Origin of the sequence: Pseudoalteromonas sp. MTN2-4 (assembly GCF_042848605.1) — a bacterium.
Lineage (GTDB): Bacteria > Pseudomonadota > Gammaproteobacteria > Enterobacterales > Alteromonadaceae > Pseudoalteromonas.
The window spans coordinates 324251-347367 of the sequence record NZ_BTGK01000002.1 but is presented as its reverse complement, the minus strand read 5'-3'; the positions used below and the strand labels follow the sequence as shown (position 1 = coordinate 347367).

General features: G+C 40.8%; 22 protein-coding genes. 14 read left to right on the top strand and 8 right to left on the bottom strand.

What is annotated here, in order from left to right; genetic code table 11:
* A complete protein-coding gene (locus ACGHEH_RS06530) occupies positions 1-726 on the bottom strand; it encodes a DUF4956 domain-containing protein (protein WP_390443097.1) in 726 nt (241 codons plus the stop codon).
* A gap of 202 nt (positions 727-928) precedes the next feature.
* Here ACGHEH_RS06530 and ACGHEH_RS06525 point away from each other — a divergent pair, with 202 nt between their 5' ends.
* Together ACGHEH_RS06525 and ACGHEH_RS06520 are read left to right on the top strand one after the other, a co-directional pair.
* Entirely contained in the window at positions 929-2329 is a 1401-nt protein-coding gene (locus ACGHEH_RS06525) for a DUF1566 domain-containing protein (protein ID WP_390443094.1), read from the top strand.
* A 12-nt stretch (positions 2330-2341) separates the two neighbouring features.
* Complete coding sequence (locus ACGHEH_RS06520; RefSeq protein ID WP_390443091.1) at positions 2342-2962, top strand: hypothetical protein; 621 nt, start codon at positions 2342-2344, stop codon at positions 2960-2962.
* 25 nt (positions 2963-2987) lie between these two features.
* Here ACGHEH_RS06520 and ACGHEH_RS06515 read toward each other — a convergent pair whose 3' ends face one another.
* Positions 2988-3665, bottom strand: coding sequence for a tRNA (adenine(22)-N(1))-methyltransferase (locus ACGHEH_RS06515; protein ID WP_390443088.1), 678 nt, complete (start codon positions 3663-3665; stop codon positions 2988-2990).
* Between the two features lie 126 nt (positions 3666-3791).
* On the opposite strand from ACGHEH_RS06515, the gene ACGHEH_RS06510 reads away from it, so the two are divergent.
* From ACGHEH_RS06510 to ACGHEH_RS06480, 7 genes are all read left to right on the top strand, one after another.
* Complete coding sequence (locus tag ACGHEH_RS06510) at positions 3792-4178, top strand: GFA family protein (protein WP_390443086.1); 387 nt, start codon at positions 3792-3794, stop codon at positions 4176-4178.
* Positions 4179-4194: 16 nt separating this feature from the next.
* Positions 4195-4647 (top strand): GNAT family N-acetyltransferase, encoded by a 453-nt coding sequence (locus ACGHEH_RS06505; protein WP_390443084.1) that lies wholly within the window; start codon positions 4195-4197, stop codon positions 4645-4647.
* A gap of 25 nt (positions 4648-4672) precedes the next feature.
* Positions 4673-5071 carry an ACT domain-containing protein gene (locus ACGHEH_RS06500; RefSeq protein ID WP_349287693.1) on the top strand — a complete coding sequence of 133 codons (399 nt, stop codon included), beginning with the start codon at positions 4673-4675 and terminating at the stop codon, positions 5069-5071.
* A 9-nt stretch (positions 5072-5080) separates the two neighbouring features.
* Positions 5081-5677 (top strand): class I SAM-dependent methyltransferase, encoded by a 597-nt coding sequence (locus ACGHEH_RS06495; protein WP_349287692.1) that lies wholly within the window; start codon positions 5081-5083, stop codon positions 5675-5677.
* A gap of 123 nt (positions 5678-5800) precedes the next feature.
* The gene (locus ACGHEH_RS06490; protein ID WP_349287691.1) at positions 5801-6499 is read left to right on the top strand and encodes an aspartate/glutamate racemase family protein; all 699 of its coding nucleotides are present in this window, start codon (positions 5801-5803) and stop codon (positions 6497-6499) included.
* 94 nt (positions 6500-6593) lie between these two features.
* On the top strand, positions 6594-8306 hold the full coding sequence (locus tag ACGHEH_RS06485) for an amidohydrolase (protein WP_390443080.1): 1713 nt from the start codon (positions 6594-6596) through the stop codon (positions 8304-8306).
* 354 nt (positions 8307-8660) lie between these two features.
* On the top strand, positions 8661-9299 hold the full coding sequence (locus tag ACGHEH_RS06480) for an acyl-homoserine-lactone synthase (RefSeq protein WP_390443078.1): 639 nt from the start codon (positions 8661-8663) through the stop codon (positions 9297-9299).
* A 72-nt stretch (positions 9300-9371) separates the two neighbouring features.
* On the opposite strand, the gene ACGHEH_RS06475 is transcribed toward ACGHEH_RS06480, so the two are convergent.
* Entirely contained in the window at positions 9372-10814 is a 1443-nt protein-coding gene (locus ACGHEH_RS06475; RefSeq protein ID WP_390443076.1) for an alpha/beta hydrolase, read from the bottom strand.
* A 171-nt stretch (positions 10815-10985) separates the two neighbouring features.
* Between ACGHEH_RS06475 and ACGHEH_RS06470 the strand changes: the two genes are divergently transcribed.
* The 5 genes from ACGHEH_RS06470 to ACGHEH_RS06450 all read left to right on the top strand — a co-directional run bounded on the left by ACGHEH_RS06470 (position 10986) and on the right by ACGHEH_RS06450 (position 15607).
* Positions 10986-12614 (top strand): sensor histidine kinase, encoded by a 1629-nt coding sequence (locus ACGHEH_RS06470; protein ID WP_390443073.1) that lies wholly within the window; start codon positions 10986-10988, stop codon positions 12612-12614.
* Positions 12611-13306 carry a LytR/AlgR family response regulator transcription factor gene (locus ACGHEH_RS06465; RefSeq protein WP_390443070.1) on the top strand — a complete coding sequence of 232 codons (696 nt, stop codon included), beginning with the start codon at positions 12611-12613 and terminating at the stop codon, positions 13304-13306. The genes ACGHEH_RS06470 and ACGHEH_RS06465 overlap by 4 nt, the downstream gene beginning before the upstream one ends.
* 33 nt (positions 13307-13339) lie before the next feature.
* Positions 13340-13891 carry a hypothetical protein gene (locus tag ACGHEH_RS06460; protein ID WP_390443068.1) on the top strand — a complete coding sequence of 184 codons (552 nt, stop codon included), beginning with the start codon at positions 13340-13342 and terminating at the stop codon, positions 13889-13891.
* A gap of 26 nt (positions 13892-13917) precedes the next feature.
* Positions 13918-14787: an NAD-dependent epimerase/dehydratase family protein gene (locus ACGHEH_RS06455; RefSeq protein ID WP_390443065.1), complete on the top strand. Its 870-nt coding sequence runs from the start codon at positions 13918-13920 to the stop codon at positions 14785-14787.
* A 103-nt stretch (positions 14788-14890) separates the two neighbouring features.
* Positions 14891-15607, top strand: a complete 717-nt coding sequence (locus ACGHEH_RS06450) for an SIMPL domain-containing protein (RefSeq protein WP_390443063.1) — start codon at positions 14891-14893, stop codon at positions 15605-15607.
* Between the two features lie 72 nt (positions 15608-15679).
* On the opposite strand, the gene ACGHEH_RS06445 is transcribed toward ACGHEH_RS06450, so the two are convergent.
* The 5 genes from ACGHEH_RS06445 to ACGHEH_RS06425 all read right to left on the bottom strand — a co-directional run bounded on the left by ACGHEH_RS06445 (position 15680) and on the right by ACGHEH_RS06425 (position 22897).
* Positions 15680-18778, bottom strand: coding sequence for an efflux RND transporter permease subunit (locus tag ACGHEH_RS06445; RefSeq protein WP_390443060.1), 3099 nt, complete (start codon positions 18776-18778; stop codon positions 15680-15682).
* Complete coding sequence (locus ACGHEH_RS06440) at positions 18778-19893, bottom strand: efflux RND transporter periplasmic adaptor subunit (RefSeq protein ID WP_390443058.1); 1116 nt, start codon at positions 19891-19893, stop codon at positions 18778-18780. The genes ACGHEH_RS06445 and ACGHEH_RS06440 overlap by 1 nt, the downstream gene beginning before the upstream one ends.
* A 12-nt stretch (positions 19894-19905) precedes the next feature.
* Complete coding sequence (locus ACGHEH_RS06435) at positions 19906-20631, bottom strand: TetR/AcrR family transcriptional regulator (RefSeq protein WP_390443055.1); 726 nt, start codon at positions 20629-20631, stop codon at positions 19906-19908.
* 769 nt (positions 20632-21400) lie between these two features.
* Positions 21401-21985 carry a DUF6151 family protein gene (locus ACGHEH_RS06430; protein WP_390443053.1) on the bottom strand — a complete coding sequence of 195 codons (585 nt, stop codon included), beginning with the start codon at positions 21983-21985 and terminating at the stop codon, positions 21401-21403.
* Between the two features lie 147 nt (positions 21986-22132).
* Entirely contained in the window at positions 22133-22897 is a 765-nt protein-coding gene (locus tag ACGHEH_RS06425) for a DUF2927 domain-containing protein (RefSeq protein WP_390443050.1), read from the bottom strand.
* Positions 22898-23117: the final 220 nt, after the last annotated feature.

Below are 23117 nucleotides of genomic sequence, written 5' to 3'. Positions count from 1 at the left end.
CTACACTCCTGCAATATTATGTTGCTCAAGCAGTGAGATGTTGATCCCTTGGTACTTTTGCTTCAATACATGCATGAACTCATCGATTTGTTTGGCTTCTTTGATTGAGATAAAGAAAGCGGCGTCAAAGTGTTGCTCACCGGTATCAAAGCGGCGCAATTCAAGGCGGTCAACATATTGATCTAGAATGCTTTTTACATCCGAAATGGCAATGTTCACATCGGGGTCGTCACTGCGATAGTTGAGCGATAGAAATAAGCCGTTCTCTTGCACATCTTTGCTGTGGCGCTTCTTAACCCAAGTCACTAACAATAGAGTCACAACACAGGCCACAATGGCTGCAAGGGTTTGTCCGGCACCTAGAGCAACTGCGACACCTATATTTAAGAATAAATAAACAAGCTCTTCAGGCTCTTTGATTGGTGTTCTGAAACGCACAATCGATAATGCACCAACTAAACCAAGCGCTAAAGCAAGCGATGCTTTGACCACAGTGATGATCAAAATAACCGTGAGCATAAGCAGCGGGAAAAGACGAGAGAAGTCTTGGCGATTACAAAATGCATTGGCGTACTTTCTAAAATGGTAGCCAATTAAACTCGCCATAATAAAGCCCATCAGCAAGTTCAAAATTAAAGCGCCAAGTTGGACGCTGGCATAAGGAAAAAACATCGAGCGGATGTCTTTAGGTAAAAACGCAATTAAGAGGGGGTCGACAGTTTCCATAATTAGTCCTAGTTACATATAAGACTTTAACAATGAAATTAAAATGTCGTCTACTATGAATAAAACTCCTTTTTTAAATATGTTAATTAAATTGGCAAAGCCTTGCTTTAGGTATAAATACATTAGCAATTAACGTGCTAGGTTCTTTTGGTATGAAAATTGAGCATTGGTTCATATAAACGATTTAATTAGGATGTTTTATATGACTCTGCTGAAACCTTTATTAATACTGTTGTTGCTAGCTTTGATGCCTGCTTGTAAATACGAGCCTGTAAGTGAAAATAACCAAGTTCAAAGCAATAATAACTCAACAAGCTCAATAGAAAATTCGCAAAATGCGAATTCAAGCGCACCGTTATCGCGAATTGAAATTGCAAAATGCGACGGCGAATGCACCTGTGATGAAATTGTTTCGCCTTATAACGATACCGGCGTGACCTACGCAGGGGATTATCCTGATACAAATTTACCTCAATGCGATTTACAGTCGGGATTCAACCAAGACTGTACAACTGGTCGAGATAGTGTCGAGGGCTTGTCAAAGTTAGGGTTTGGCTCTCATGGTTTTGATTACACAAAAATTAATGAGCAAGGCCGCTCTTTGCCTAATGATGCAGATCAGTGGAAGTGTGTTCTTGATAATGTTACGGGTCTAATTTGGGAAGTGAAAAGCCCTGAAGGGTCTGGCTTGTCTCAAGACAGTGGCTTTTCTTATTCTTGGTATTCTGAAAGTTTTGCAAGCTATTCAAGTGAAGATTTAGGCAAATGTGATAGCAACTGCGATACAGACTCTTTTATAGAAAAGCTTAATCGAAAAAAGCTATGTGGTTTCGATGATTGGCGCTTGCCAAATAAGATAGAGCTTCAAGATCTAGTTAACTATAGCGAGTCACAGCCAAGTATAGATAGGCAGCTTTTTCCTAATACAAAGGGTGGGTTTTATTGGACAAGCAACATAGATACTGATGATAAAAATAGTATTTGGTCGGTGGACTTTGGTAATGGTCGCGTGGCTGGAGGGTTGAGTTCTGAACCTAGATTTATCAGAGCAGTTAGAGGTAAGCAAAATCTATATGAGAACAATGAGGTTGTCAGTGAATTAGAAAGCCTGATTTCTAACAGGCAAGCGTTTGCTAATAATCAACGTTGTAGCCAACGTGTGAGTTTTTCGGCCCCTTCCACAAGATACCTTCAAGACGAAAAAGGCCATATTTTAGACAAACAAACAGGTCTGATATGGAAACGATGTGCGGCTGGTCTCTCAGGTGAGGAGTGTAAAGAGGGCAGTGCTGAACGGCTAGATTGGCAGCAAGCCTATGAATATGTTGCTAAACTCAATGACGAAGATACTGGAGCGAATTGGCGTTTACCGAGTATTAAAGAGTTACAGGCCAATAATGAGTTAGCTTGCGAAGAACCAGCACTGAACCCTTTTGTATTTCCCAATGTGCCCATGGGGCAAGTTTGGAGTGGTACACCGCATAATAAGTTTGAAGACAGCAGTTACAATTACGAATACAGAAACAGCATTATTTTTTATAGCGCTCGCACCGTTAAGCACTTTGTGCATCCCGTAAAAAGCTGTGCCGCGAATACCAAATAGAAGGAGAGCAGTATGAAATACGCTAAATATGCTTTATTTGCTGGTGCCCTGTTGTTAAGTGGAGTAAGTAAAGCTGAAAACGTCAATTTTTATAATTATTCTTATGGTGTGAGTTATCAAGCTCTGAGTGTCAATGATATTAACCAAGGCACCGAGCTTGATATGCAAGTGGATGATTTAGCACACGCGATTGGCATTTATTACAAGGGGGAACCGCGTAGCTTTTATCAATTCGCCATCGGCATAGATTACGTGTACATCAAAGATGATAACCCTTTTACTGAGGAGGTTAAAAACTCGGTAACGGGAAATAAGTTGAGCCGTGAATCTGATGTAACCGGCACAGCCATTTATGGTGAGTTGGGTTTGATTTTAAAAGATCACTTAGTCGAGAACCTCACCATAGGTGTACTTGGCGGCTATCGTTATAACAACATCAGTCGCTCCATTTTCCGCTGTAGCAGCTGTGAAGAGCAAGAGCTCGATAATTTCAAAAGCTCGAGTTATATAAAGCCATTTATTGAGTATCAAATTACCAAACGTATTCATGTGCAGCTTGGCTACAGCCACTACCTTAACGATGAAGGGTTTGATAGTAGCATTGGTCTGCATATTAGTTTTATGTCTTTGTAGAAGTCTTAGGCACAAAGTTCAAGTGTTAGGGCTTTATCGACGGCACGATTTGCTCATAAGCAGAAATAATGTGTGTAACATCGTTACTTTTGCCTTTAGCAATGCGTTGGTAGTGGTTGAGTGTTTGTTTTAAATATCGTTCGGCTGCGTCGAGTTGTACATCATTGTCAGCTTGCCAAATCTGCTCACCGACCGCTGAGACGGGTTGTTGATTTTGCTTAGATGTAAGTAACATGACTTCATAATAACGTTTGTTATCTTCAACTAAAGCCTCTTGCACTAAACCTAATTTCAGTTCATTAAGCTTGGCTCTTAGTGTGAATAGGTGATGTACTGGGCAAATTAAGTAATCAATATCTAAGTTCGGATGTTGCGCATTAATGCTTGAGATAAATTGCGCGGTTAAATCGCCACCCACGCCAGCAATAATGACTAAATGTCTGCCTTCATGATTTTGCAAAGGCAGATGAGACACATCTAAACAGTGAACTTGCCAGTTATGCTGGTCATAAAACGCTTGCAGCTTACTTTCGAGGCTTTGCATCAGTTCAGGGACAATATCGACAAAATGTACGGTTTCATCGTTTTGCTTATCTAAAAGTGCAGCACCTAAATATCCATGATCACAGCAGCAGTCCCAAATATGATCATAGTGAGGTGACACCATCGACTCGATTAATTTTAAGCGTTTGCTGAGTTTCAAAATTTAGCCCTGACCTTAAGGTATAAGTATAAAAAACGCTTTATTGTAAGGCGTTTAAAAATTTTGGCGAGCATCTCAATGATTTAATGTTAAGGTGCTCTAATAAAGTGATAATAAGGAAGTATTATGCAAGCGAGCTGTCATTGTGGTGATGTCAACGTAGAGCTGTTACAACCCATTGATTTAGTTACGAGTTGTAATTGCTCAATTTGTTATAGGTATGGAGCAATTTGGGCCTATTTCTTACCTCAAAACGTCAAAATTAGTTCGGTAAAAAGCGAGACAAAAACCTACAGCCATGGTGATAAGTTAATCGACTTTCATCATTGTGTCGGTTGTGGGTGTATAACCCATTACACCCCGACTGAGTTAGGCAATGCTGACCGAATGGCCGTAAATCTAAGAATGTTCAAACGAGATATATTAGAGCAAGTCAATATTCGCTATTTTGATGGTGCAGACTCATGGGCTTTTTATGAGCCAAATGTGACTCAAAAGGCACTCACTTCTTAAGTTTAGGAGTAAAGATATGGAAATTCAGAGGGTTAACAACGAAGACTTAACCGCTATTACAAAGTTAGTCGAAGCTGTGTCTCAGGTTGCTGTGCTGCCGCATTTTAATGAGCAGGGAAAGCAAGAATATATTGCACAGGTGCTACCCGATATAAAAACGACATTCGACAATGATGATTTTGTTACTGTAAAAGCAATATCAAACGACACCTTATTAGGTTTTGCCGCAATGAGAGCCGGAAATTACCTCACACATTTATTTGTTTCGCATCAAGTGCAAGGGCGAGGTATTGGTCAAACGTTACTGCAACACTTACTTAATTCAACTGATGCGCAAGAGATAAAGCTTCGTTCAGCAGTTAATGCCGTCGACTTTTATTTAAAACATGGTTTTGAAATAACCGAGCAAGAAGGTGAGTTTAATGGCATACGATTTGTGCCAATGTCATTGATAAGGTCAACATTGTAGTAATATTGATAAATAAAGGACAAACATGTCTGGTATTAAAGAATTAGAGACACTTTTGCAAAGTATGTCACCTGAATTACACGCAGGTGAGTTTGTGTTTTGTACTGTAAAACAATCGCTTTTAGAGGTTGCTTCGCTGCAACCAATTGCAACCTTTATGGAGCAGGAGGGGCTCACTGTAATTGTTGAAAAGCAACAAGCACAGCGAGCAAACCTAGAATTCGATGGTGTATTTAAACTCATCACCTTAACTGTGCACTCAAGCTTAGATGCTGTGGGGTTAACCGCTGCTGTTTCTACTAAACTGGCTAAACATGGTATTAGTGCGAATGTAGTTGCAGCCTTCTATCACGACCATATTTTTGTGCAAACCGAAAAGGCAGAGCATGCTATGACTGCACTAGAAGAATTTGCCAGCAAGTAAGGCTTTGCCATGAAACCTGAAGAAATAGGCAAAGCCTATGATCAAATAACCGAGCGATGGGCCGAAGACACTTTCAACATGTCTAACGGTATCGCGCAGCATGAAAAAGCAATCGCTTTTTCCAACAACAGAGGAAAAGCGCTCGATATTGGCTGTGGGCGAACTGGGCGTTTTATTACATTATTGTCTCAGGCTGGTTTTGATGTTTCAGGGCTTGATGTCTCTGAAAAGATGCTCTCGCTTGCAAAAGAGCGACAACCGCAAATCGCTTTTGTGCACGCTGATATCTGCAGTTACGACTTACCCCATAAATATGACTTTATTACTGCGTGGGATAGTATTTGGCATATTCCTTTAAATGAGCAGCGCAATGTTATCGCTAAAATCGTCGACAGTTTAAATGCGGGTGGCGTGTTTATTTTTTCGTTCGGTGGCACAGAGTCAGAAGGCGCACATACTAACTGTGCTATGGGCCCTGAGGTTTATTACTCTTCTTTGGGCACTAATGGTTTTGTGGCGTTGTTAATTGAGTTGGGCTGTACCATTAAGCATCTGGAGTTTGACCAATATCCTGAGTTGCACACTTTTATCGTTGCCCAGAAATAAAGTGGCAAAAAGCAAAGAGACAGAAACAAGTTGGCAAAAAGTTAAATGGACAAATAGGGTTACTGCTTTAGATATTTTCTGAAAAAGTGAGTATATAAAAATATATCAATAGGAGTGCTCACCATGAAAACAATAGGCCTTTTAGGTGGAATGAGTTGGGAGTCTACAGCAAGTTATTACAAAGCTTTGAATGAAGGCATTAAAGCGAAGCTTGGCGGCTTAAACTCGGCAAAAATTTGCTTGTATAGTGTTAACTTCGACGAGATTGAACAGTTACAACATCAAGGTAAATGGACCGATACCGCAGTGATTCTCGTCGATGCTGCAAAATCAGTAGAGCGTGCTGGTGCAGACTTTTTGATGATTTGTACTAACACCATGCATAAAGTAGTGCCAGAAATAGAAGCACAAATTAACATTCCCATTCTTCATATTGCCGATGCCACAGCACAGCGTTTAGTTCAAGATAGTGTTACAAAAGTGGGTCTACTAGGCACTCAATTCACCATGGAGCAAGACTTTTACAAAGGCCGTCTGAGTGATAAGTTTGGCATTGAAGTTATCGTGCCTGACAAGCGTGATAGAGAAACGATTCATCATGTTATCTATGATGAGCTATGTCGCGGGATCATCAAAGCAGATTCCAAAGAGCAATACCTTAAAGTTATTGCCCACCTCCATGAACAAGGGGCACAAGCGGTGATCTTAGGGTGTACTGAAATTGCATTGCTCGTAAACCAAAATAGCACTTGTATTCCTTTGTATGACACGACTGAGATTCATGCCCAAAAAGGCGTAGAGCTTGCCTTGCAAGGGTTATAAACTTGGCAAGTTTGTGTATTTATTCACAGAAATTGGCGTATAACCTCAGGCTCAACTAGCATAAATTTAACCCAAACTTATTCTAGAGAATGTTATGAGGCATATATTTTTATTATTAATCAGTGTACTTTGCATTGTTTCATGTACGCATAAGTCTAAACTTTCTATTGCCGATACCATTTACATCAATGGCACCATTATCACTTCAAACGATAGGCAGCCAAGTGCTGAGGCTGTGGCAACTCAAAATGGCTTAATATTAGCAGTAGGTGACAATGAAAAAGTTTTGGCGCTTAAAGGTCAGAACACAAAAGTAATTGACTTAACAGGGCAGACATTAACGCCAGGATTTATTGATGCCCATAGTCATTTTGCTGGTGTAGGTACACAATCAATAGTTGCTAATCTTCTGCCTGCACCAGATGGTCCCGTAAATAACATTGCCGAACTACAAAATGCTCTGATCCGATTTCGAGACACCTCGTCTATCGTGAAAGACTATCAAGTGGTACTTGGTTTTAATTATGATGACTCTCAATTGGCAGAAAAGCGTCACCCAACCCGTCATGATCTAGATGCGGTAAGCACTGAGTTGCCTGTAGTGATAATGCATCAGTCAGGGCATATTGGTGTGTATAACAGTAAAGCCCTCGAATTAATGGGAATATCACCCGAAACGGCGGATCCGCCAGGTGGCGTTATAGAGAGAGAAGCCGATGGCAAAACGCCTAATGGCGTGCTGCAAGAAAATGCACATTTTATGGTCTTTTTTAAAATGATCCCCCAGTTTACAGCCGAAGATTTAATCCGTTTGTATAAAGCAGGTGAGCGCAGTTATGCTTCTAATGGTTTTACAACAGTACAAGATGGAAAGTCAGACTTATCAACATTGAAATTATTGCCGGAAATTGCCGCTAAAGAGGGATTTGATATTGATATTATTTCTTATGCTGACCTCAAAGAGCTAAAAGATGCACCTGTTTTGAAAAGTGATTTAATGTCTAAAACTTATCAAAATCGCTTTCGGATCGGTGGGGTAAAATTAACATTCGATGGTTCTCCTCAAGGTAAAACAGCTTGGTTCACTCAACCTTATTTAATTCCTCCTGCAGGGCAAGAGTATGATTATGCTGGTTACCCTGCATTTACTGATGAAGCCGCTTTAGCATTACTACAATTGGCTTATAAAAATGAGTGGCAGGTACTTGTTCATACCAATGGCGACGCCGCGATAGATCAGTTAACCAACCTTGTTGGTCAAATAAATCAAAAGACGCCGTTGAGCGATCATCGTACTGTCATGATCCATGGTCAATTTACACGTTACGATCAAGTTGCAAAGTTACAAGCTTTGGGAATTTTTCCAGCTTTGTACCCTATGCACACATTTTATTGGGGTGACTGGCATAGAGACTCAGTAGCAGGTCCTGAGCGGGCAAAGAATATTTCACCGACAGGTTGGATGAAAGCTGCAAATATGCCTTTTACTATTCATTCTGACGCCCCTGTGACTTTTCCCAATTCGATGCGATTAATTGACAGTGCTGTAAACCGTGTCACTCGCACAGGGAAGGTACTAGGTGAAAACCATAAACTTTCCCCTGTCGAGGCCATCAAAGCAATGACGATTTGGGCCGCTTATCAGCACTTTGAAGAAGATATAAAAGGGTCTATAGAGCCTGGTAAGCAAGCGGACTTTGTGGTTTTAGATAATGATCCGACGCGTATTTCGCCTCTAAAAATAAAAGACATCAAAGTGCTAATGACCATAAACGATGACAAAGTAATATTTAAAAAAACTCATTAAATCTGGGGTATTTATAATCGATGGTTATTTTGATTATGCATAAATCTGAAAAATGCTTAGCAGCAAAAAAGAGTAGGCAAGATTCTACAGGCAATCTTATCGTTAATTTAGTTAGTTTTAGAAGTATTACGTAAATATCCTGGTAAGTTACTTACAGCGAAATTTAACTTAATCTGTCTTTATTCTCTTGTAGATTGATTAATGAGATTAATTTCATTAAAAATAAAGCATTTTTGCTAATGCATTGGTGTATTTTTCAATGATTGTAAAATACATGCCATAACTGATAAGGAAACTTCACTTTCCTACTCAACTGGCTATGTAAAAATATAATCAAAAATATAAAGGATTAGAATGACAATTGAATGCGTAACCATCGCTAGCGCGCATAGGTTTGATGGCAACCCTATCGCAAGTCAACACCGTTTGAGATACAAAAGTTTAATAGAAAGACAGTCTTGGGATGTCCCATACTTCAATAATATGGAATATGACCAGTACGATAACCCTGCAACGATTTATTTTGTTTGGCGAGATAAAGGTGAGGTAAAAGCAGTCGCTAGGTTATACCCAACCATTAAGCCATACATGCTTAAAGATGTTTTTCCACACCTTGTTTCTTTTACTGATTTGCCTTCGGATCAGAGCGTTTGGGAAGGTAGCCGGTTTTGTATAGACAAAAATTTACCTGTCGAGCAAAGAAGCAGAGTAATTAAAGAGTTAGTTATTGCTTATATAGAATATTGCCTTGCTCATAACATTTCTTCAATCATAGGTTTAATGGTTCCCCCATATTGGAAGAGTGTGTTTATTAATAATGGCTGTGATATAGAGTGGTTAGGTGAAACAGGCCTCGCAGGAGATGGAAAAAAAGTTAGAGCGGGTAAATTAGAAATTAATCCAGAGCTGTTAGAAAACGTAAAAAATATAACGGGTATTTCCGAAAACGTACTTTGTTATGGTAAGCAAGATACACTTTTGCACGCTTGCTAGTCTTTAGGCGTTGCTGAAAATATATCGAGTTAAGCAGTTGATTTAATGATTAAATCAACTGCTTAGTAAATTTTATTCAAAATCCAGAGCGGCTAATTGAATAGTTTGACTTGGTACTGATTTCCCTTGTAAGAACTGCACCACCTTTTCACCTATTTTCGGACTGGTCATATACACATTGTGGCCGCCACCTTCTACAGTTAACACACTGCCATTTTTGAAACCTTTAGCCAGTTCAACTTGGCTTTGGTATAGAGTTCTGCCATCAAAAGTACCCGCCACAAATAAACTTGGAATAGTACTGTTGGTGATCTCTTGTCTGAAATTATCACCCAAATCATCGACAGGTACTAAGTCATTAATATCTGGATAGGGGAAATTGGTGGTTCTGCCGACCAATGATGTTTTCGCTTCTTGCAGCACTTGTTGCCAACGAGCTTTGTCGATACCAGATGCCGAGTCCATTGCCACTGACATTGGGTTATAGCTACCCGCTCTTGATTTTATAGTGCCTACATAGGAGCCAATTTCGGCAAAGTTACCTGCTTTCATATCGGCTACAATTCTAGGTAGCTTTGCTAGGTGTTGCGGGTCAACTAAAAACACATAACTAAGCGTAAACTGTATATCTACATCACTGATGCCGACTTTTACAAGCTCTTTGCTGCCCATAATACGGGTAGTAACAATTTGAGGTTCGGCTTTAAGCTGCTGCATTACTTGGCTTAAGTCCGCTTTTAGATTTGGATATTTCTTTTTAGTGTCTTCACGACTTGCTAATAAATCACTGACTTGCGTAATCAGGTCGTCTACTCGCTGCGGAGATTTAATGGTATGGCTAAGCCCTTCTAATGAAGCAAGTACCATTTTATCGATTATTTGTGGGTGGTATTTCGCTGTGGTAAATGCCAAATGACTACCATAGCTAATGCCCCATAAGTTTATCTTTTCTGAGCCTAGTGCTTTGCTCAAAGCAACTAAATCAGCGGCGCTCTCTTTGCTATTGTAGCCTGCTAAATCTATCCCCATCTCTTGCCAGTGAGTTACGCAATCTTTGATGTCTTTTCTGACTTGTGTGACCGCCTCTTGCCAAATGGTAGGTGAAGCCAGATCAGGTTGAGTGCCAGCGCACCTTCTGTTTTGATTTGATAACCCCGTACCACGTTGATCAAATAAGATGACATCTGATACCTGCGTCAGTTGCTTAAACATTTCAAAACGCTTTCTTTTTGCTGTGCCAGTGGCACTGCCACCCGGTCCGCCTGACAGGTAAACAATTGGGTTACCAGGGTTTCTGCTGGTGGTTGGAAATTTCACAAAGGTTAATTCAAGTTGTTTACCATTCGGTTTTGCTCTGTTTTCAGGCACTATAAATGTCCCTTTTTTAGCTGCAACTTTTTGCCCTTGATATCCAACGTACTCATAGTCGCTTAAAGGTACAGTCGCATGCGCAGTTTGACAGGTAATAATACTGGCAATAGACAAGGCTAATAGGTTTTTGATCACGGTTTTCATAATTGACTCCTTAACGTTGTGAAGCCATTTAGCCATGTGTATGAGCCTTAGTGCGGGAATATTTCATCAGTTGCACTTGAGCTGCATAAACAGCACCCAAAAGCAAATTTCATCAGATATACTAGAAGAATGCTAAAAATAATTTTCTATATATTTCTCATGTGTTTAAGCATGAGCACACAGGCAAGCGAGCAGTCGTTTTATCTCAGTTTGAATAAAGCATCTGTGGTGCAGCCAATTACAACGGGCGAGTGTGCGCCATTGCCAAGCAATGAAAATCTCAGTGCGCAAACCCATCTGCGTACTTTGCAAGAATGGCAGCGCTATTGTGTCTATATACCTGTAGAGCTGAATGACAATGCACCGCTCGGTACTAGGCTAGACCTAATCTTTTTGGGCTCAGCAAAGGTTTATTGGGATGGTGAATGGCTAGCGAATAAAGGTTTACCTGGGCATAACCGTTTACAAGAGCAAGTCGGTCCTATTAGTCGTTCGTTACTCTTGTCTCCTGAGCAAATATCTGCAGGCTTGCATTGGCTCACACTAGATTTATCTACTCAGCACCATGAGAGTGATTTCCATACTTTATTTTACCGTGCTTCCTTATCAAATAATCAGCTTGGACTTAAAACCAATCATATTGTGCCGCTTATGCTGATTGGTGCCATGATACTGCTCGCAACGTGTTTTGCTTTTTTATTCTTCCGCTATCAGCGCGCATTGAGTTATTTGGCATTTAGTTGTTTGTGCTTGATGTCGGCATTTATCATCGCACTGGAATTGATTAAGTTTTATTGGTCTTACCCATGGAATTTACACCTTTGGCGTTTGCGAATTATTTTAGTCAGTGTGATCTTAGCGGGTGTTTGTTTAGTGAGCTTTTACGCCAGTTTCTTCCAATCAAAGTATTTAAAGTATTGGCTAGCAGGCACATTGGCTTTAAACCTGCTAACTGTTTTGACGGTTAAAAGCTTCGACATGAGTAATTATGTGGTGTTCATTTCATCACTGCTAAATAGTGCACTTATAAGCTTGCTGGCGCTGAAAAAGCAAGCACAAGCCAAAGCACATTTACTTATGCTGGCGTCAGGCATCGCGGCGATGTTTTTAATACCGATGAGCTTTATAGATACTTGGTTTGCTGCGTTGTTTTCGGTGATTGCTTTAGTGAATCTGTACGCATTAATCGGGCACTTTAATTTACAACGACAAGCCGCTTTAAAGAAGTCGCAATTAGAAGCTGAGTTGCTGCGAAGAAACCTACAGCCGCACTTTTTAATGAATAGCTTGACGCTTATCTGTGAGTGGATAGAAACATCGCCTAAACAAGCCATAGAGTTGGTTGAGCAGTTGTCCGAAGAGTTTAGAATACTCAATAAAATGTCGGCGCAAACTTGGGGGTCGCTGGAGGATGAAATCGCACTATGCCAGATGCATTTTTCCATTATGCAAAAGCGTCAACAAAAAGCGCTTTCGTTGACCATTGATGTGCCTTCAAGCAGTTATTACTTACCGCCAGCAATTATTCATACTGTGATTGAAAACGCCTTTTCTCATAATCGCATCAAAGCCGGAGACAGCTTTGCAATAACCGCAAGTGAGCAAAATAATCGCCTTAAGCTATGTGTTAAAACCCCTTACAGGCAACGTAAACATCAAGGGCAAGGTACTGGCAGCGCTTACATTCATTCTCGTTTACAGCAATGTTTTGATGATGACTATGAGTTTGAGTCCGTTCAAAAAGACACGATTTGGTTGAGTACTTTTTTAATCCCTTTGCAGAAGCAGATCCCCGCATGAAGATATTGATCGTCGAAGATGAGCCTGTCATAGCTCAGCGTATATCACGCCAAGTGAGCACCTACTTTACGCATTCACCCTGTAGAATAAAATGGGTCGAAGACATAGATGATGCGCTCGACTATCTCAGCGACAACCAAATCGACTTATTATTGTTAGATCTCAACTTACATGGTGAAGATGGCTTTGAGGTACTCAAAACCATGAGTGCAGAGAGCTTTCATACCATCATTATTTTGGCCTATAGTGACAAAGCAATTAATGCATTTGAATATGGTGTGTTAGATTTTGTTGCAAAGCCATTCAGTGAAGAAAGGCTATTCAAAGCGCTGGCGCGTTATAAACAAAAGCATGTTGGGCATGAGCAATTAAAAAAGCTCGCAATCAAGTCAGCGGGTTTATTGACGTATATTGAAATCAACGATATTCAGTTTATTCAAGCTGATGGGCACTATAGCCAAATACATTTACTCGATGAGCAAAAGCTGCACGATAAAAACCTAGATAAACTCAGTCAGTTATTATCAGAGCAGTTTGTTCGCGTGCATCGCTCGTTTATTGTTAATCTAAATTTTGTTAAAAGCCTCAAGGTGGCTGGTGGCGGACAATATCATTTATATATGCAAAATGGTGAGGCGGTGCCTGTGAGTCGTGCTAAATATGCCGATGTAAAAGTTCGCTTAGTAAAATGAATAAACAAAATGACCAATCAATGGATGAAAGGAATGCAACGAACACGTGTTATCGCTCTAAGCGGAGTATCGGGGGCAGGGAAGACCTCAGTCATTAAACGTCTTGCTGAAGAGTTTAATAGCCCGACATTATTGTTCGACGATTTTGTTGAGCCGGACACTTACCCTTTAGATATGAAGACATGGCTGCATCAAGGTGCAGATGTTTCGCAAATAAAGTCACCTAGATTTACCAAAGCGCTCAGTGAATTAAAAACACAATGTGATTCGCAGATGATTTTCATTGAAGAACCCTTTGGGCGAGAGAGGGCTGAAATCGCCCATCTAATTGATTATGTGATCATGCTCGATATGCCTATGGAAGTGTGTTTATCAAGAGTGATCCAGCGCCATCTCACACACAGCAATGACTCGTCTACAACCCTAAGTAACTATTTGCAAAAATATGACGACCACTTACGAGCTGTTTACATTGCCGCAGCCAATCAAGTTCGTCAATCGAGTGACCTTCTCATCACAAATGTTGCTACAATTGCGTCCATACAAAGCTCAATATGCGATTGGTTGCATGACAACTGCAAGTGATCGTCATTTTAAAATAAGAGATAACCATGAAAGTTTTAGTGACGGGCTCTGCGGGCAGGGTAGGACGTGCAATTTATATTAAGTTAATGCGCAGCCATCAAGTTGTAGGCCTAGATAAAACACCTTGCTCTACCGCCGATTACATTGGTGATATTCGAGATAAAACGCTGATCCAGCAAGCCCTTGAAGGGGTTGATGTCATTATTCATACCGCAGCCTTACATGCGCCTCATGTCGGATTATTATCTGACGATGAGTTTCAATCTATTAATGTCGATGCCACAGAGCAATTAGCCCTTGAGGGTATCAAGCTAGGAGTAAAGCAGTTTATTTTCACCAGTACAACAGCTCTGTATGGTCATGCATCGACCCCTGAACACACCGCTGGTTGGGTGAATGAGCAAACCACTCCACAGCCAAAAACTATCTACCACCGCAGTAAAATTGCCGCAGAAGACAAGCTGAAAAGTATTTCTGATGTTTTTAAACTGCCTGTGACCGTACTACAAATGTCTCGCTGCTTTCCTGAGCCGGCCGACTTAATGGCGGTATATCGACTTACTCGGGGTATCGACGCACGTGATGTTGCAAGTGCACATTTAGCGGCGCTAGACATGCGTCTTGCTGGGTTTAATCGTTTTATTGTGTCAGGTAAAACCCCGTTTAAAGCATCAGATTGCCCGCGTTTATTCAATGACGCTGCAGGTTTAATAAAAGAGCAAGCTCCAGAACTGGCTGAGATGTTTTTACAGCGAGGGTGGACGTTACCCAATCAACTAGACCGAGTTTATGATTCTTTTGCGGCACAGCAAAAGTTGGGGTGGCAACCAAAACATGGTTTCGAGTCGGTAATCGACATGCTTGATAATGAGTTGGCTGAAGTTTTGCCTATTTAATTTCTTTTTAAGTACTTAGTCTTCATCGCTCATGTTTGGTTAAGTTAGCTGAGCTATGATTTAGGCTGTTGAAATAGAAATAACTAAAATTTAAGGACGTGTGATGCAACTTAAAGCAAACAACAATCTGCTATTGGCAGCGGGGATCTTTTTGGGCCTGACATTATTTGCGGTTATTGCCTCGAATGCGGCAATTTCAATTAAAGAATATGAGCGCACCGTGACCGTAAAAGGCTTGTCTGAGCGTGAAGTGCTGTCTGATGTGGTGATATGGCCTATTCAATTTAGTGCTGCTGAAAATGACTTAAAAGCTTTGTATGAGTCACTTGATGAGAAAACTGCGCATATCAAAGACTTTTTAGAAAAGAATGGCATCAAGTCTGAAGATATTTCGTTTACTTCTCCGTCGGTTACTGACAAATCTGCACAGCAATGGGGTGATAATGCCCGCGCTGAGTTTCGTTATACCGCACAGCAAAATGTCACCGTCTATTCGCAAGACTTAGACGCGGTAAGAAATGTTATGGGTAAGCTGTCTGAGCTGGGCAAACAAGGCATAGTATTTACTTCGGGCAGTTACCAATTTCAAACCGAATATATTTACTCAAGCTTAAATGAACTTAAGCCTGATATGATCGAAGAAGCGACAAAAAACGCCCGTAAAGTGGCGACTAAGTTTGCCGAAGATTCAGGTAGTAAGTTAGGTAAGATTAAACGTGCTTCACAAGGTCAATTTAGCATTTCGGCACGAGACAGAAACAACCCGCATATTAAGAAAGTACGGGTTGTATCAACGGTTGAGTATTATTTGTCCGATTGATTTTGAGCATATTTGGATAAACAAAAAGGCGCATTCTTCACGAAATGCGCCTTTTGTATTTGCACGGTTTACTTATAGTGAATTAGCAAACTTGGTCTCAGTTAACGAGGCTTCAGTTTCCATTTCACCACGGTGGTCTTTTGCCAACATTTGATAAAGCAGTGGCAATACAATCAGCGTGAAGAAAGTACCAATCAACATACCTGCCACTAAAATAATACCAATACTATTTCGTGCTTCTGCGCCAGCGCCGGTTACTAATACTAGTGGGAAGTGACCAAGTACCGTTGCACCTGTTGTCATTAATATTGGGCGTAAACGTGTCGCTGCAGCACCTTTAACCGCTTCAAGTTTTGACTTACCTTCAAGTTGCAGGTGGTTGGCAAACTCTACGATTAGAATACCATTCTTAGCAATCAGACCAATCAAAGTAATTAGGCCAATCTGGCTATAGATATTAATGGTTGTAAGCTGTAAAAATGGCAGCATCAGAGCACCTGCAAGCGCTAATGGCGCACAGCCAAGTAACACCACAAGTGGGTCGCGGAAGCTGTTAAACTGAATCGTCAGTAAGAAATACACCACAATCATCGACACTAACAGTACGCCAACCATGGTATTGCCTTCTTTACGTAACTGGCGCGATTCGCCGGCATGATCGATTGAGTAGCTTGCAGGCAATACTTCTGCTGCAATCTCTTCAACGGCCGTTAAACCTTGCTCTTTGGTTACGTGTGGCAAAACACCCGCTAAGATCCTAAATGAACTTTGCTGATTAAAAGACCCCAATACGCGCGGGCTTGTGAAGGTTCTTAAGCTCGCAAATGCTGACACAGGAATAAGCTCACCAGAGTCTGTGCGGATCTTCATATCTAAGATGTTTTCAGGATTGTAACGGTCACCGTTATCAACCGCTGGAATAACACGATACGCTTTACCATCTTTGTTGAAGTAATTCACAAAATTGTTCGACATTAAAATGCTAAGCTGCTCGTTCACCGATTGAAGGTTTAGGCCTAAATCAGCTATCAATTCTCGGTCTATTTCGAGTTCAGCTTGTGGTAAATCGATTTTTAAATCGGTATTCACGAACAAGAAGTTACCACTGGCATTCGCTTTTGCGATGATCTCGTCAGCATATTTTTTCATTGCTACTGGGTCGTCATTGGCTCTGACTACCATTTCGATATCGAACTGGCCCGCAGTCGGTAAAGAAGCTGGCAGAATAGGGAACAAACTCAAGCCATTTACACTACCAAGGCGCGCAAATAGGTCGAAGTATAAGTCGTGAACCGAGTTTTCACGTTCTTCATAAGGTGCTAATTGAACCCCTCCGAAACCTGCGGCTGCAGTGATAATTTGCCAAGTGAATTTTGCACCTTCAGTTTCATTCATGACCTTTGCTGTGTCATTCATTCGACTAGAGGTATAGGCCTGAGAAGACTCAGGTGGCGCTTCAACCACGACTTGAATACTGCTTTGATCTTCAACTGGCGCAAGCTCTTTTTGCGACAATAAATAAAAGGGGGCAGACAACAGAGAGAACACAATGGCAATAAAGAACACTTGTGGACGCCATGCAAACAACTTATCTAATGACTTAAAGTAGAAGTTTTGTAGCTTGTCGAAATAGCAATTCACTTTGCGTGTTAGTTTGCCTTCTTTACCCCCTTCAGGGTTCACATAAGCACTCATGATAGGAGACAGCGTAATAGCCACAAGACCTGAAATCAGGACCGCGATAGCCAAAGTAAATGCAAACTCACGGAATAAGAAACCAGTTAAACCTGTTAAGAAGCCAATTGGGGCGTATACCGCAGCAAGGGTTAAGGTCATGGCAATCACGGGCACTAATAACTGACGTGAGCTGATAAGCGCAGCTTGCAATCGAGGTTTGCCTTCACGCATGTGGCGCGCTACGTTTTCAACCACCACAATGGCATCATCGACCACTAAACCAACCGATAATACGATGGCTAGAATGGTTAATAGGTTTAATGAAAAGCCCATCATCGAAATAACGGCGATGGCACCTAAAATCGAAATAGGAATGGTCACCAATGGCACTAGCGCGGTTCTGAAAGAGCCCATCATAGCAACAATTACAATGCCTACTAGTAACACTGTTTCAGCAAGTGTGGTGAAAATCTCTTTAATTGAGTCACGCATATACAAGGTACCATCGTAACCAATTTCGATATTCATACCATTCGGTAAACCATCGTTGATCTGCGGTAACTTGGCATAAAGCGCGTCACCAATGTCGATTTCATTCGCACCAGGCAGCGCCCAAATAGCCAGAAAAATTGAATCATGAGAATCTAAACGCGCAGTAACCATACCTTCGGCTTCGCCGATTTCGATGTCGGCAACCGTACCAAGGCGAAGCTGCGAGCCGTCTTGCTCTTTGATAATTAGGTTTTCAAAGTCAGCCACACTTTTCAGGCTGGTATTGGCCATTAAATCGATACGTTGACGATTGTTTTCACTGTAACCTAATGTCGCAATGGTGTTGTTTGCTTGAAGTGCAGCAAACACATCACTGGCGCTTAAGTTATAAATAGCGAGTTTATCTGCGTCTAACCAAATACGCATTGCAGGGTCGCGGCCACCTTCAAGGGTGACTTTTTGTACGCCCTCAATGTCACTCATGCTTGGCACAACATTGCGAATAAGATAATCACTGACTTCGCTGCGCGGTAAGCCTTGCGACTGCACATCTAAATAGAACACGGCATAGGGGCTATCGGCACGCACAATTTGGATTGCCGGGTCTTCAGCCCCAGTTGGTAACTCAAACTTAATTTGGTTGAGCTTAGTGGTTAACTCGGCAAGTGCATCTGTGGTGCTATGGTTTAGCTCAAGCCAAGCTGTGACTTTACTAAAGCCAGCAGTGGTGACTGAATCAACATAATCAACGCCGGGTACGGTTGAGGTTACGCGTTCAATCGGCTCTGTCACATAGCCTTTGACGACATCAGCAGATGCACCGGTATACACCGTATTGATAACCAGTGACGCACTTTCAATCTTAGGATATTGCTGTACTGAAATCTTTTGCGCGGCGTTTAAGCCTGCTAAGATGATCAATACAGACAGTACAATCGCAAGTACGGGGCGATTGACAAAAATGTCCATAAAAGAAGGTTTGTTTTCATGTAATGCACTCATTACTGACCTCCGGTGTTGTCGTCCGTCGAGGCTAATTGCTCATCGAATGGCGCGGTATAAACTAAAATACCTTCTCTTAATTTAAATGCGCCTTCGCCAGCAATAAACTCACCGCCATTTAGACCAGATAACACCACTTGTTGGTCACCCAACTTTTCACCTAATGTCACTTTAATCGGTTTAGCGCGCCAGTTTTGTTGCTCATCTTTTTCAAGTGCATAGACAAACTCACCAAAGTGACTGCGAGTGATGGCAGCGGTTGGCACGACAACCGCATTGGTTGTGTATAACGGCACACGCACACTGGCAATTTGGTTATGACTGAGCGCGCCATCTAGATTCGCGATTTCGGCTCTATAGCTTTGCTGTCTAGAGTTGGCATCTAGCATCGGCATTTTAGCGATGACTTTTGCTGCAACTTCTGATGTTTTTTGATTAACCAGTGCGACTTTCATTTCTTCACCGATTTTAGGCTGGCGAAGTGTTTGCGGCACTGAGAAATCGACCCAAATAGTATCGTTCAGGCCTACTAACGTGGTGATTTGAATATTTGCATCGATAAGTTGACCAACTTGATATTGGTTTAGGCCAACTTGGCCTTTGAAAGGAGCGGAAACGGTTTTTTTGTTAATAACGGCATTGAGGTTTTGTACTTCGGCTTTAGCAACGGCTACATCAGCGCGGGCTTTGTCGACTTCATCTGGGCTAATGCGCTTTTGTTGTAGAAGTTTAGTTACACGCGCATAGGTTGATTCAGCTAGAGTAACACGTGCTTTTGCAGCAGCAAGCTGTGCTTTTTCGACACTGGTATCTAAGCGCAGTAACACTTGGCCTTTTTCGACAATGTCACCGGGTTTAAAGCCAACGTAAGTGATAGGGCCCGGATACTCATTACTAATATCAATAATGCTCGGTGCTTTTAACTGGCCGATCACCTTGCTCGTTTGCGTATACTCAATCGTTTCAGCGTAAACGCTAGTCACTGACGCAGAAGGCTCAGGGAAAGATTCACCAAAGGCGATCATGGCTTGAATTTGGTTAAATTTGGTAAGTCCTAATCCGCCTATAACCGTAAGGATAATGAGAATGCTGACAATCCAGCGTTTAATATTCATGGTGTTGCTCCCTTAACGTAATTCTAAATTAATAAGTGCTTGCTCAATTCGTTCAAGAGAATCTGGCGTGATTGGAGAATGCCAGGGATAACTGTTGAGAAGGCGAATTGTGCTGCGAATGATTGGTGCGTTGAAGGCAATTGGCTCTAGCAGTGAGGCTGTACCCTCGATAATCTGTTGCTGTTGCTTAACGCGTAAAACTTGCTCATAACCCACGGTTAGTGCCCAGCCGCTAACGATAATTTCTTCAATGACTTCACTTAAATTAGGCACTTCTTTGAGCTCGCCCGCATTGATCCCTTCCATGATGGCAAGCTTGAAACCTTGCTCACAAAGGTTACAGGCTTCAATCATTTTGCCTGACCACAATGATGAGGCACGTTTGATCACCGCTTCGTTGGTTGCATAAGACTGTAGCTCGTAATCAAACTCAAAGCATTGTAGCTTTTTAGGGGCAATGAGAGTGATTGCCAGCATTTTCTCTGGGGTAGACAGAGGCAGGTTTAAAACACGCTCGAATACCGATGAGGCATGTCTAAATGATTGAAATGCAAGCGCAAGTACAATGTCTTCTTTGCTTTGAACAAACTTATACACAGAACCCATCGACAAGCCTGCAAGTCGGGCAATCTTTGCCATAGTGAAATCGGTAATTGAGGACTCTTGAATACACTGAACAGCCGCATCAAGGATCATTGCTTGTTGCTGTTCTGGGCTGAATTTTGGTGCTGGCGCCATACTTTTCATCTCTTAAAGCTTTAGAATAACCACATTCGAATGGTATTCGAATGTGGTTATTCTAGTTTTCTTTGGGGTTTTGTCAACCAATGACTGGCTAGAAAACCCACTTATTTGATTTTAAAAAATTGCTTATTAAATAAACTCAGAGAGTTAACCTAATACTCACTTGTCTTGTCATCCCGAATTCATTTCAGGAACCAATTAGTTATTCATGACCCTGAAACAAGTTCAGGGTGACTAAAAGAGCTAGGCTTACTAAGTTAACTCGGGCTGTACTCTAAAACCTCGAGTAAGCCTAAGGTCAAGGACTTATTTGAAAGTTTTTAAGAATGTTTAAAAGTGCTGTTTTATGCAGTAACTGTTTGGTTTTATTGATAATACCAATCTTCAATAATACTCAATGATTTTGAGGGACTAAAACTGACGCTAACTTCGTTGAAAATTTCTTATTTAGAACAACTAAATAGCAAAACTCTCGCCTCGTTATCGACTAGTTTTTCTTGCCTCAAAATAGACCGCTTAATTAGGAGGACTGGTATAAATTTAAGGGCAAAAAGTAATGAGCAGGGAAAGCACTAACTTTTTGCATCTTGAGCAAGAGGGGATTGTTGGCTGCTAATTTTCATTTCCGAAGTCTGAAGCGCTTTACAAATGACTAAGTAGTGAATAACACCTTCACTGAATATGAACCATTGTAATGCAAGTACAAAGTCCAACGATTGCACGAGAAACGCCAAGCGTTGAACATTGTACTTAAATTAATATGTTAGATTTTATTTCGACTAACTAAGGTAGGTTCGACAATTGGTTTACCGTCTTTATGAAAAAATGGATTAGGGCTACCTTTTCCAAGGATTTTCCAGATAAGTAGCTTTCTCAAGATAGTAAACAAAAGGCTTACCTTAGATTTACCAGCTTTAAGTTCGTCTGAAGGGTTTCCTGTGGCATGCTCTGTATATACAGAGCCAATGATAGGGCCTATTTTAAAGTCGATATTTTGATCTGATGCGATAAAAGAATGTATCAATCCCACAAAAGGTAAATTTAACCCAACGGTATTTCCTATTGGCGTTTGGCAGCATGATGCATACCAACGATATAAACCTTTGTTACTAAGCTTAAGGCAGGAAATATTTTCTAAACCATGATTAATTGTTATCCGAGAAGGGTCGATTTGGAATATCTCTGTACCACCAAATTCATTTAAAATATCGTCAGTCTTATTGAACTGTTTGGCGAAGTTTCGGCAATCCTCGCAGTAGCAAACCAATCGATTACCGCACCCTGGTTTTACATTACTAACGACACCTGTTACTTCCCCACATTTACACTTTAATTTTAAATTTTCCATTTGAACTCCACTAAAGGCGGGGGTGCCTGACATAAAAAGTGTTGCACCTGGAACATGCTTGATTCAGAACAAACAAGGTTAAGTCCTGTAATTTGAATATTGGTATTACAACTTCCATATGTCACTATTATCAGTCCTATTCTAAATTTAAGGAATCAATATATTAATTACTTTTTCTTTTGTCATGCCTGCGCTGATCTTTTTACTATAAAGCGTACTAATTATAAATTCATCGAGATCAGAGTAATCTGTTGTTTTACTCCATTTTTGATAAAAAATGCTATTTGGGTATTTATAGGAATCATTCATGATGCCGAGTGATTGCGTTAATTCTTCTCTGAGAAGATGTTTTCGAGCAGCTTTACTTTTGACTCTTATTGTATCAACGTACATGGAACCTTTATAAATCTCATTTTTTGAGTTCCAATACACCCAAAACAACCCCCAATTATCTTTAACATATGAGGCTGCATTAGGTTCTAATTTGGCATAATCTTCACCAGTTCCAAAGTAAATAATGTAATTTGACTCATTCGGTGATTTAACCCTATTTAATTTTACATTTTCGATAAGAGAGTTAATTTCAACTATTAATAGATCCAATTCAGAGTTCAAATCAACTGTTACTTCACCTGCTACAAATATATTAATGTCTTCAGTCCATTTTTTTGTTTTGTGATTCGAGTTTCCAAACTCTGAACCGAAGACTAACTCATTAAAATAATTAATTTTATCTTCTTCAATTGAAATCTCGTCAACTGGTATCGCTGAACATGATGTTAGGAATAATAAGGTTAATAATATTTGACTACTGATTTTCAACATATTTGCCTTTGGAGTTAACTGCTTTTTTATAAAAATAATGATTAGTTTTGTCAGAACGAAATCGGGTATGATCCCTGTTAATTTCATTAACATTATATTTTTAGTTAACCTGAATCAATACATTATGTCCTGCTTGTAAGATAAGCGGGCATTACAAACTAGTTGAACGGCCATTGCATGTTTTAACCTTACCCCAATGACACCTTTGTCTGCTCTGATGACAGCATCCCAAATCTAAGGAAGAGTAACTTCTGCTTACGCAACTTATATGTGGTAATTCTTCAACTAAATCTATGTGGTTTTTAGT

Coding starts and splice junctions, on each gene's coding strand:
- ACGHEH_RS06490 (WP_349287691.1), top strand. CDS start 5,801: ATGAAAACAATAGGCCTTTTAGGTGGAATGAGTTGGGAGTCTACAGCA.
- ACGHEH_RS06425 (WP_390443050.1), bottom strand. CDS start 22,897: ATGAAATTAACAGGGATCATACCCGATTTCGTTCTGACAAAACTAATC.
- ACGHEH_RS06510 (WP_390443086.1), top strand. CDS start 3,792: ATGCAAGCGAGCTGTCATTGTGGTGATGTCAACGTAGAGCTGTTACAA.
- ACGHEH_RS06440 (WP_390443058.1), bottom strand. CDS start 19,893: ATGAATATTAAACGCTGGATTGTCAGCATTCTCATTATCCTTACGGTT.
- ACGHEH_RS06505 (WP_390443084.1), top strand. CDS start 4,195: ATGGAAATTCAGAGGGTTAACAACGAAGACTTAACCGCTATTACAAAG.
- ACGHEH_RS06480 (WP_390443078.1), top strand. CDS start 8,661: ATGACAATTGAATGCGTAACCATCGCTAGCGCGCATAGGTTTGATGGC.
- ACGHEH_RS06525 (WP_390443094.1), top strand. CDS start 929: ATGACTCTGCTGAAACCTTTATTAATACTGTTGTTGCTAGCTTTGATG.
- ACGHEH_RS06500 (WP_349287693.1), top strand. CDS start 4,673: ATGTCTGGTATTAAAGAATTAGAGACACTTTTGCAAAGTATGTCACCT.
- ACGHEH_RS06455 (WP_390443065.1), top strand. CDS start 13,918: ATGAAAGTTTTAGTGACGGGCTCTGCGGGCAGGGTAGGACGTGCAATT.
- ACGHEH_RS06485 (WP_390443080.1), top strand. CDS start 6,594: ATGAGGCATATATTTTTATTATTAATCAGTGTACTTTGCATTGTTTCA.
- ACGHEH_RS06520 (WP_390443091.1), top strand. CDS start 2,342: ATGAAATACGCTAAATATGCTTTATTTGCTGGTGCCCTGTTGTTAAGT.
- ACGHEH_RS06475 (WP_390443076.1), bottom strand. CDS start 10,814: ATGAAAACCGTGATCAAAAACCTATTAGCCTTGTCTATTGCCAGTATT.
- ACGHEH_RS06445 (WP_390443060.1), bottom strand. CDS start 18,778: ATGAGTGCATTACATGAAAACAAACCTTCTTTTATGGACATTTTTGTC.
- ACGHEH_RS06530 (WP_390443097.1), bottom strand. CDS start 726: ATGGAAACTGTCGACCCCCTCTTAATTGCGTTTTTACCTAAAGACATC.
- ACGHEH_RS06450 (WP_390443063.1), top strand. CDS start 14,891: ATGCAACTTAAAGCAAACAACAATCTGCTATTGGCAGCGGGGATCTTT.
- ACGHEH_RS06495 (WP_349287692.1), top strand. CDS start 5,081: ATGAAACCTGAAGAAATAGGCAAAGCCTATGATCAAATAACCGAGCGA.
- ACGHEH_RS06430 (WP_390443053.1), bottom strand. CDS start 21,985: ATGGAAAATTTAAAATTAAAGTGTAAATGTGGGGAAGTAACAGGTGTC.
- ACGHEH_RS06465 (WP_390443070.1), top strand. CDS start 12,611: ATGAAGATATTGATCGTCGAAGATGAGCCTGTCATAGCTCAGCGTATA.
- ACGHEH_RS06460 (WP_390443068.1), top strand. CDS start 13,340: ATGCAACGAACACGTGTTATCGCTCTAAGCGGAGTATCGGGGGCAGGG.
- ACGHEH_RS06470 (WP_390443073.1), top strand. CDS start 10,986: ATGAGCACACAGGCAAGCGAGCAGTCGTTTTATCTCAGTTTGAATAAA.
- ACGHEH_RS06435 (WP_390443055.1), bottom strand. CDS start 20,631: ATGGCGCCAGCACCAAAATTCAGCCCAGAACAGCAACAAGCAATGATC.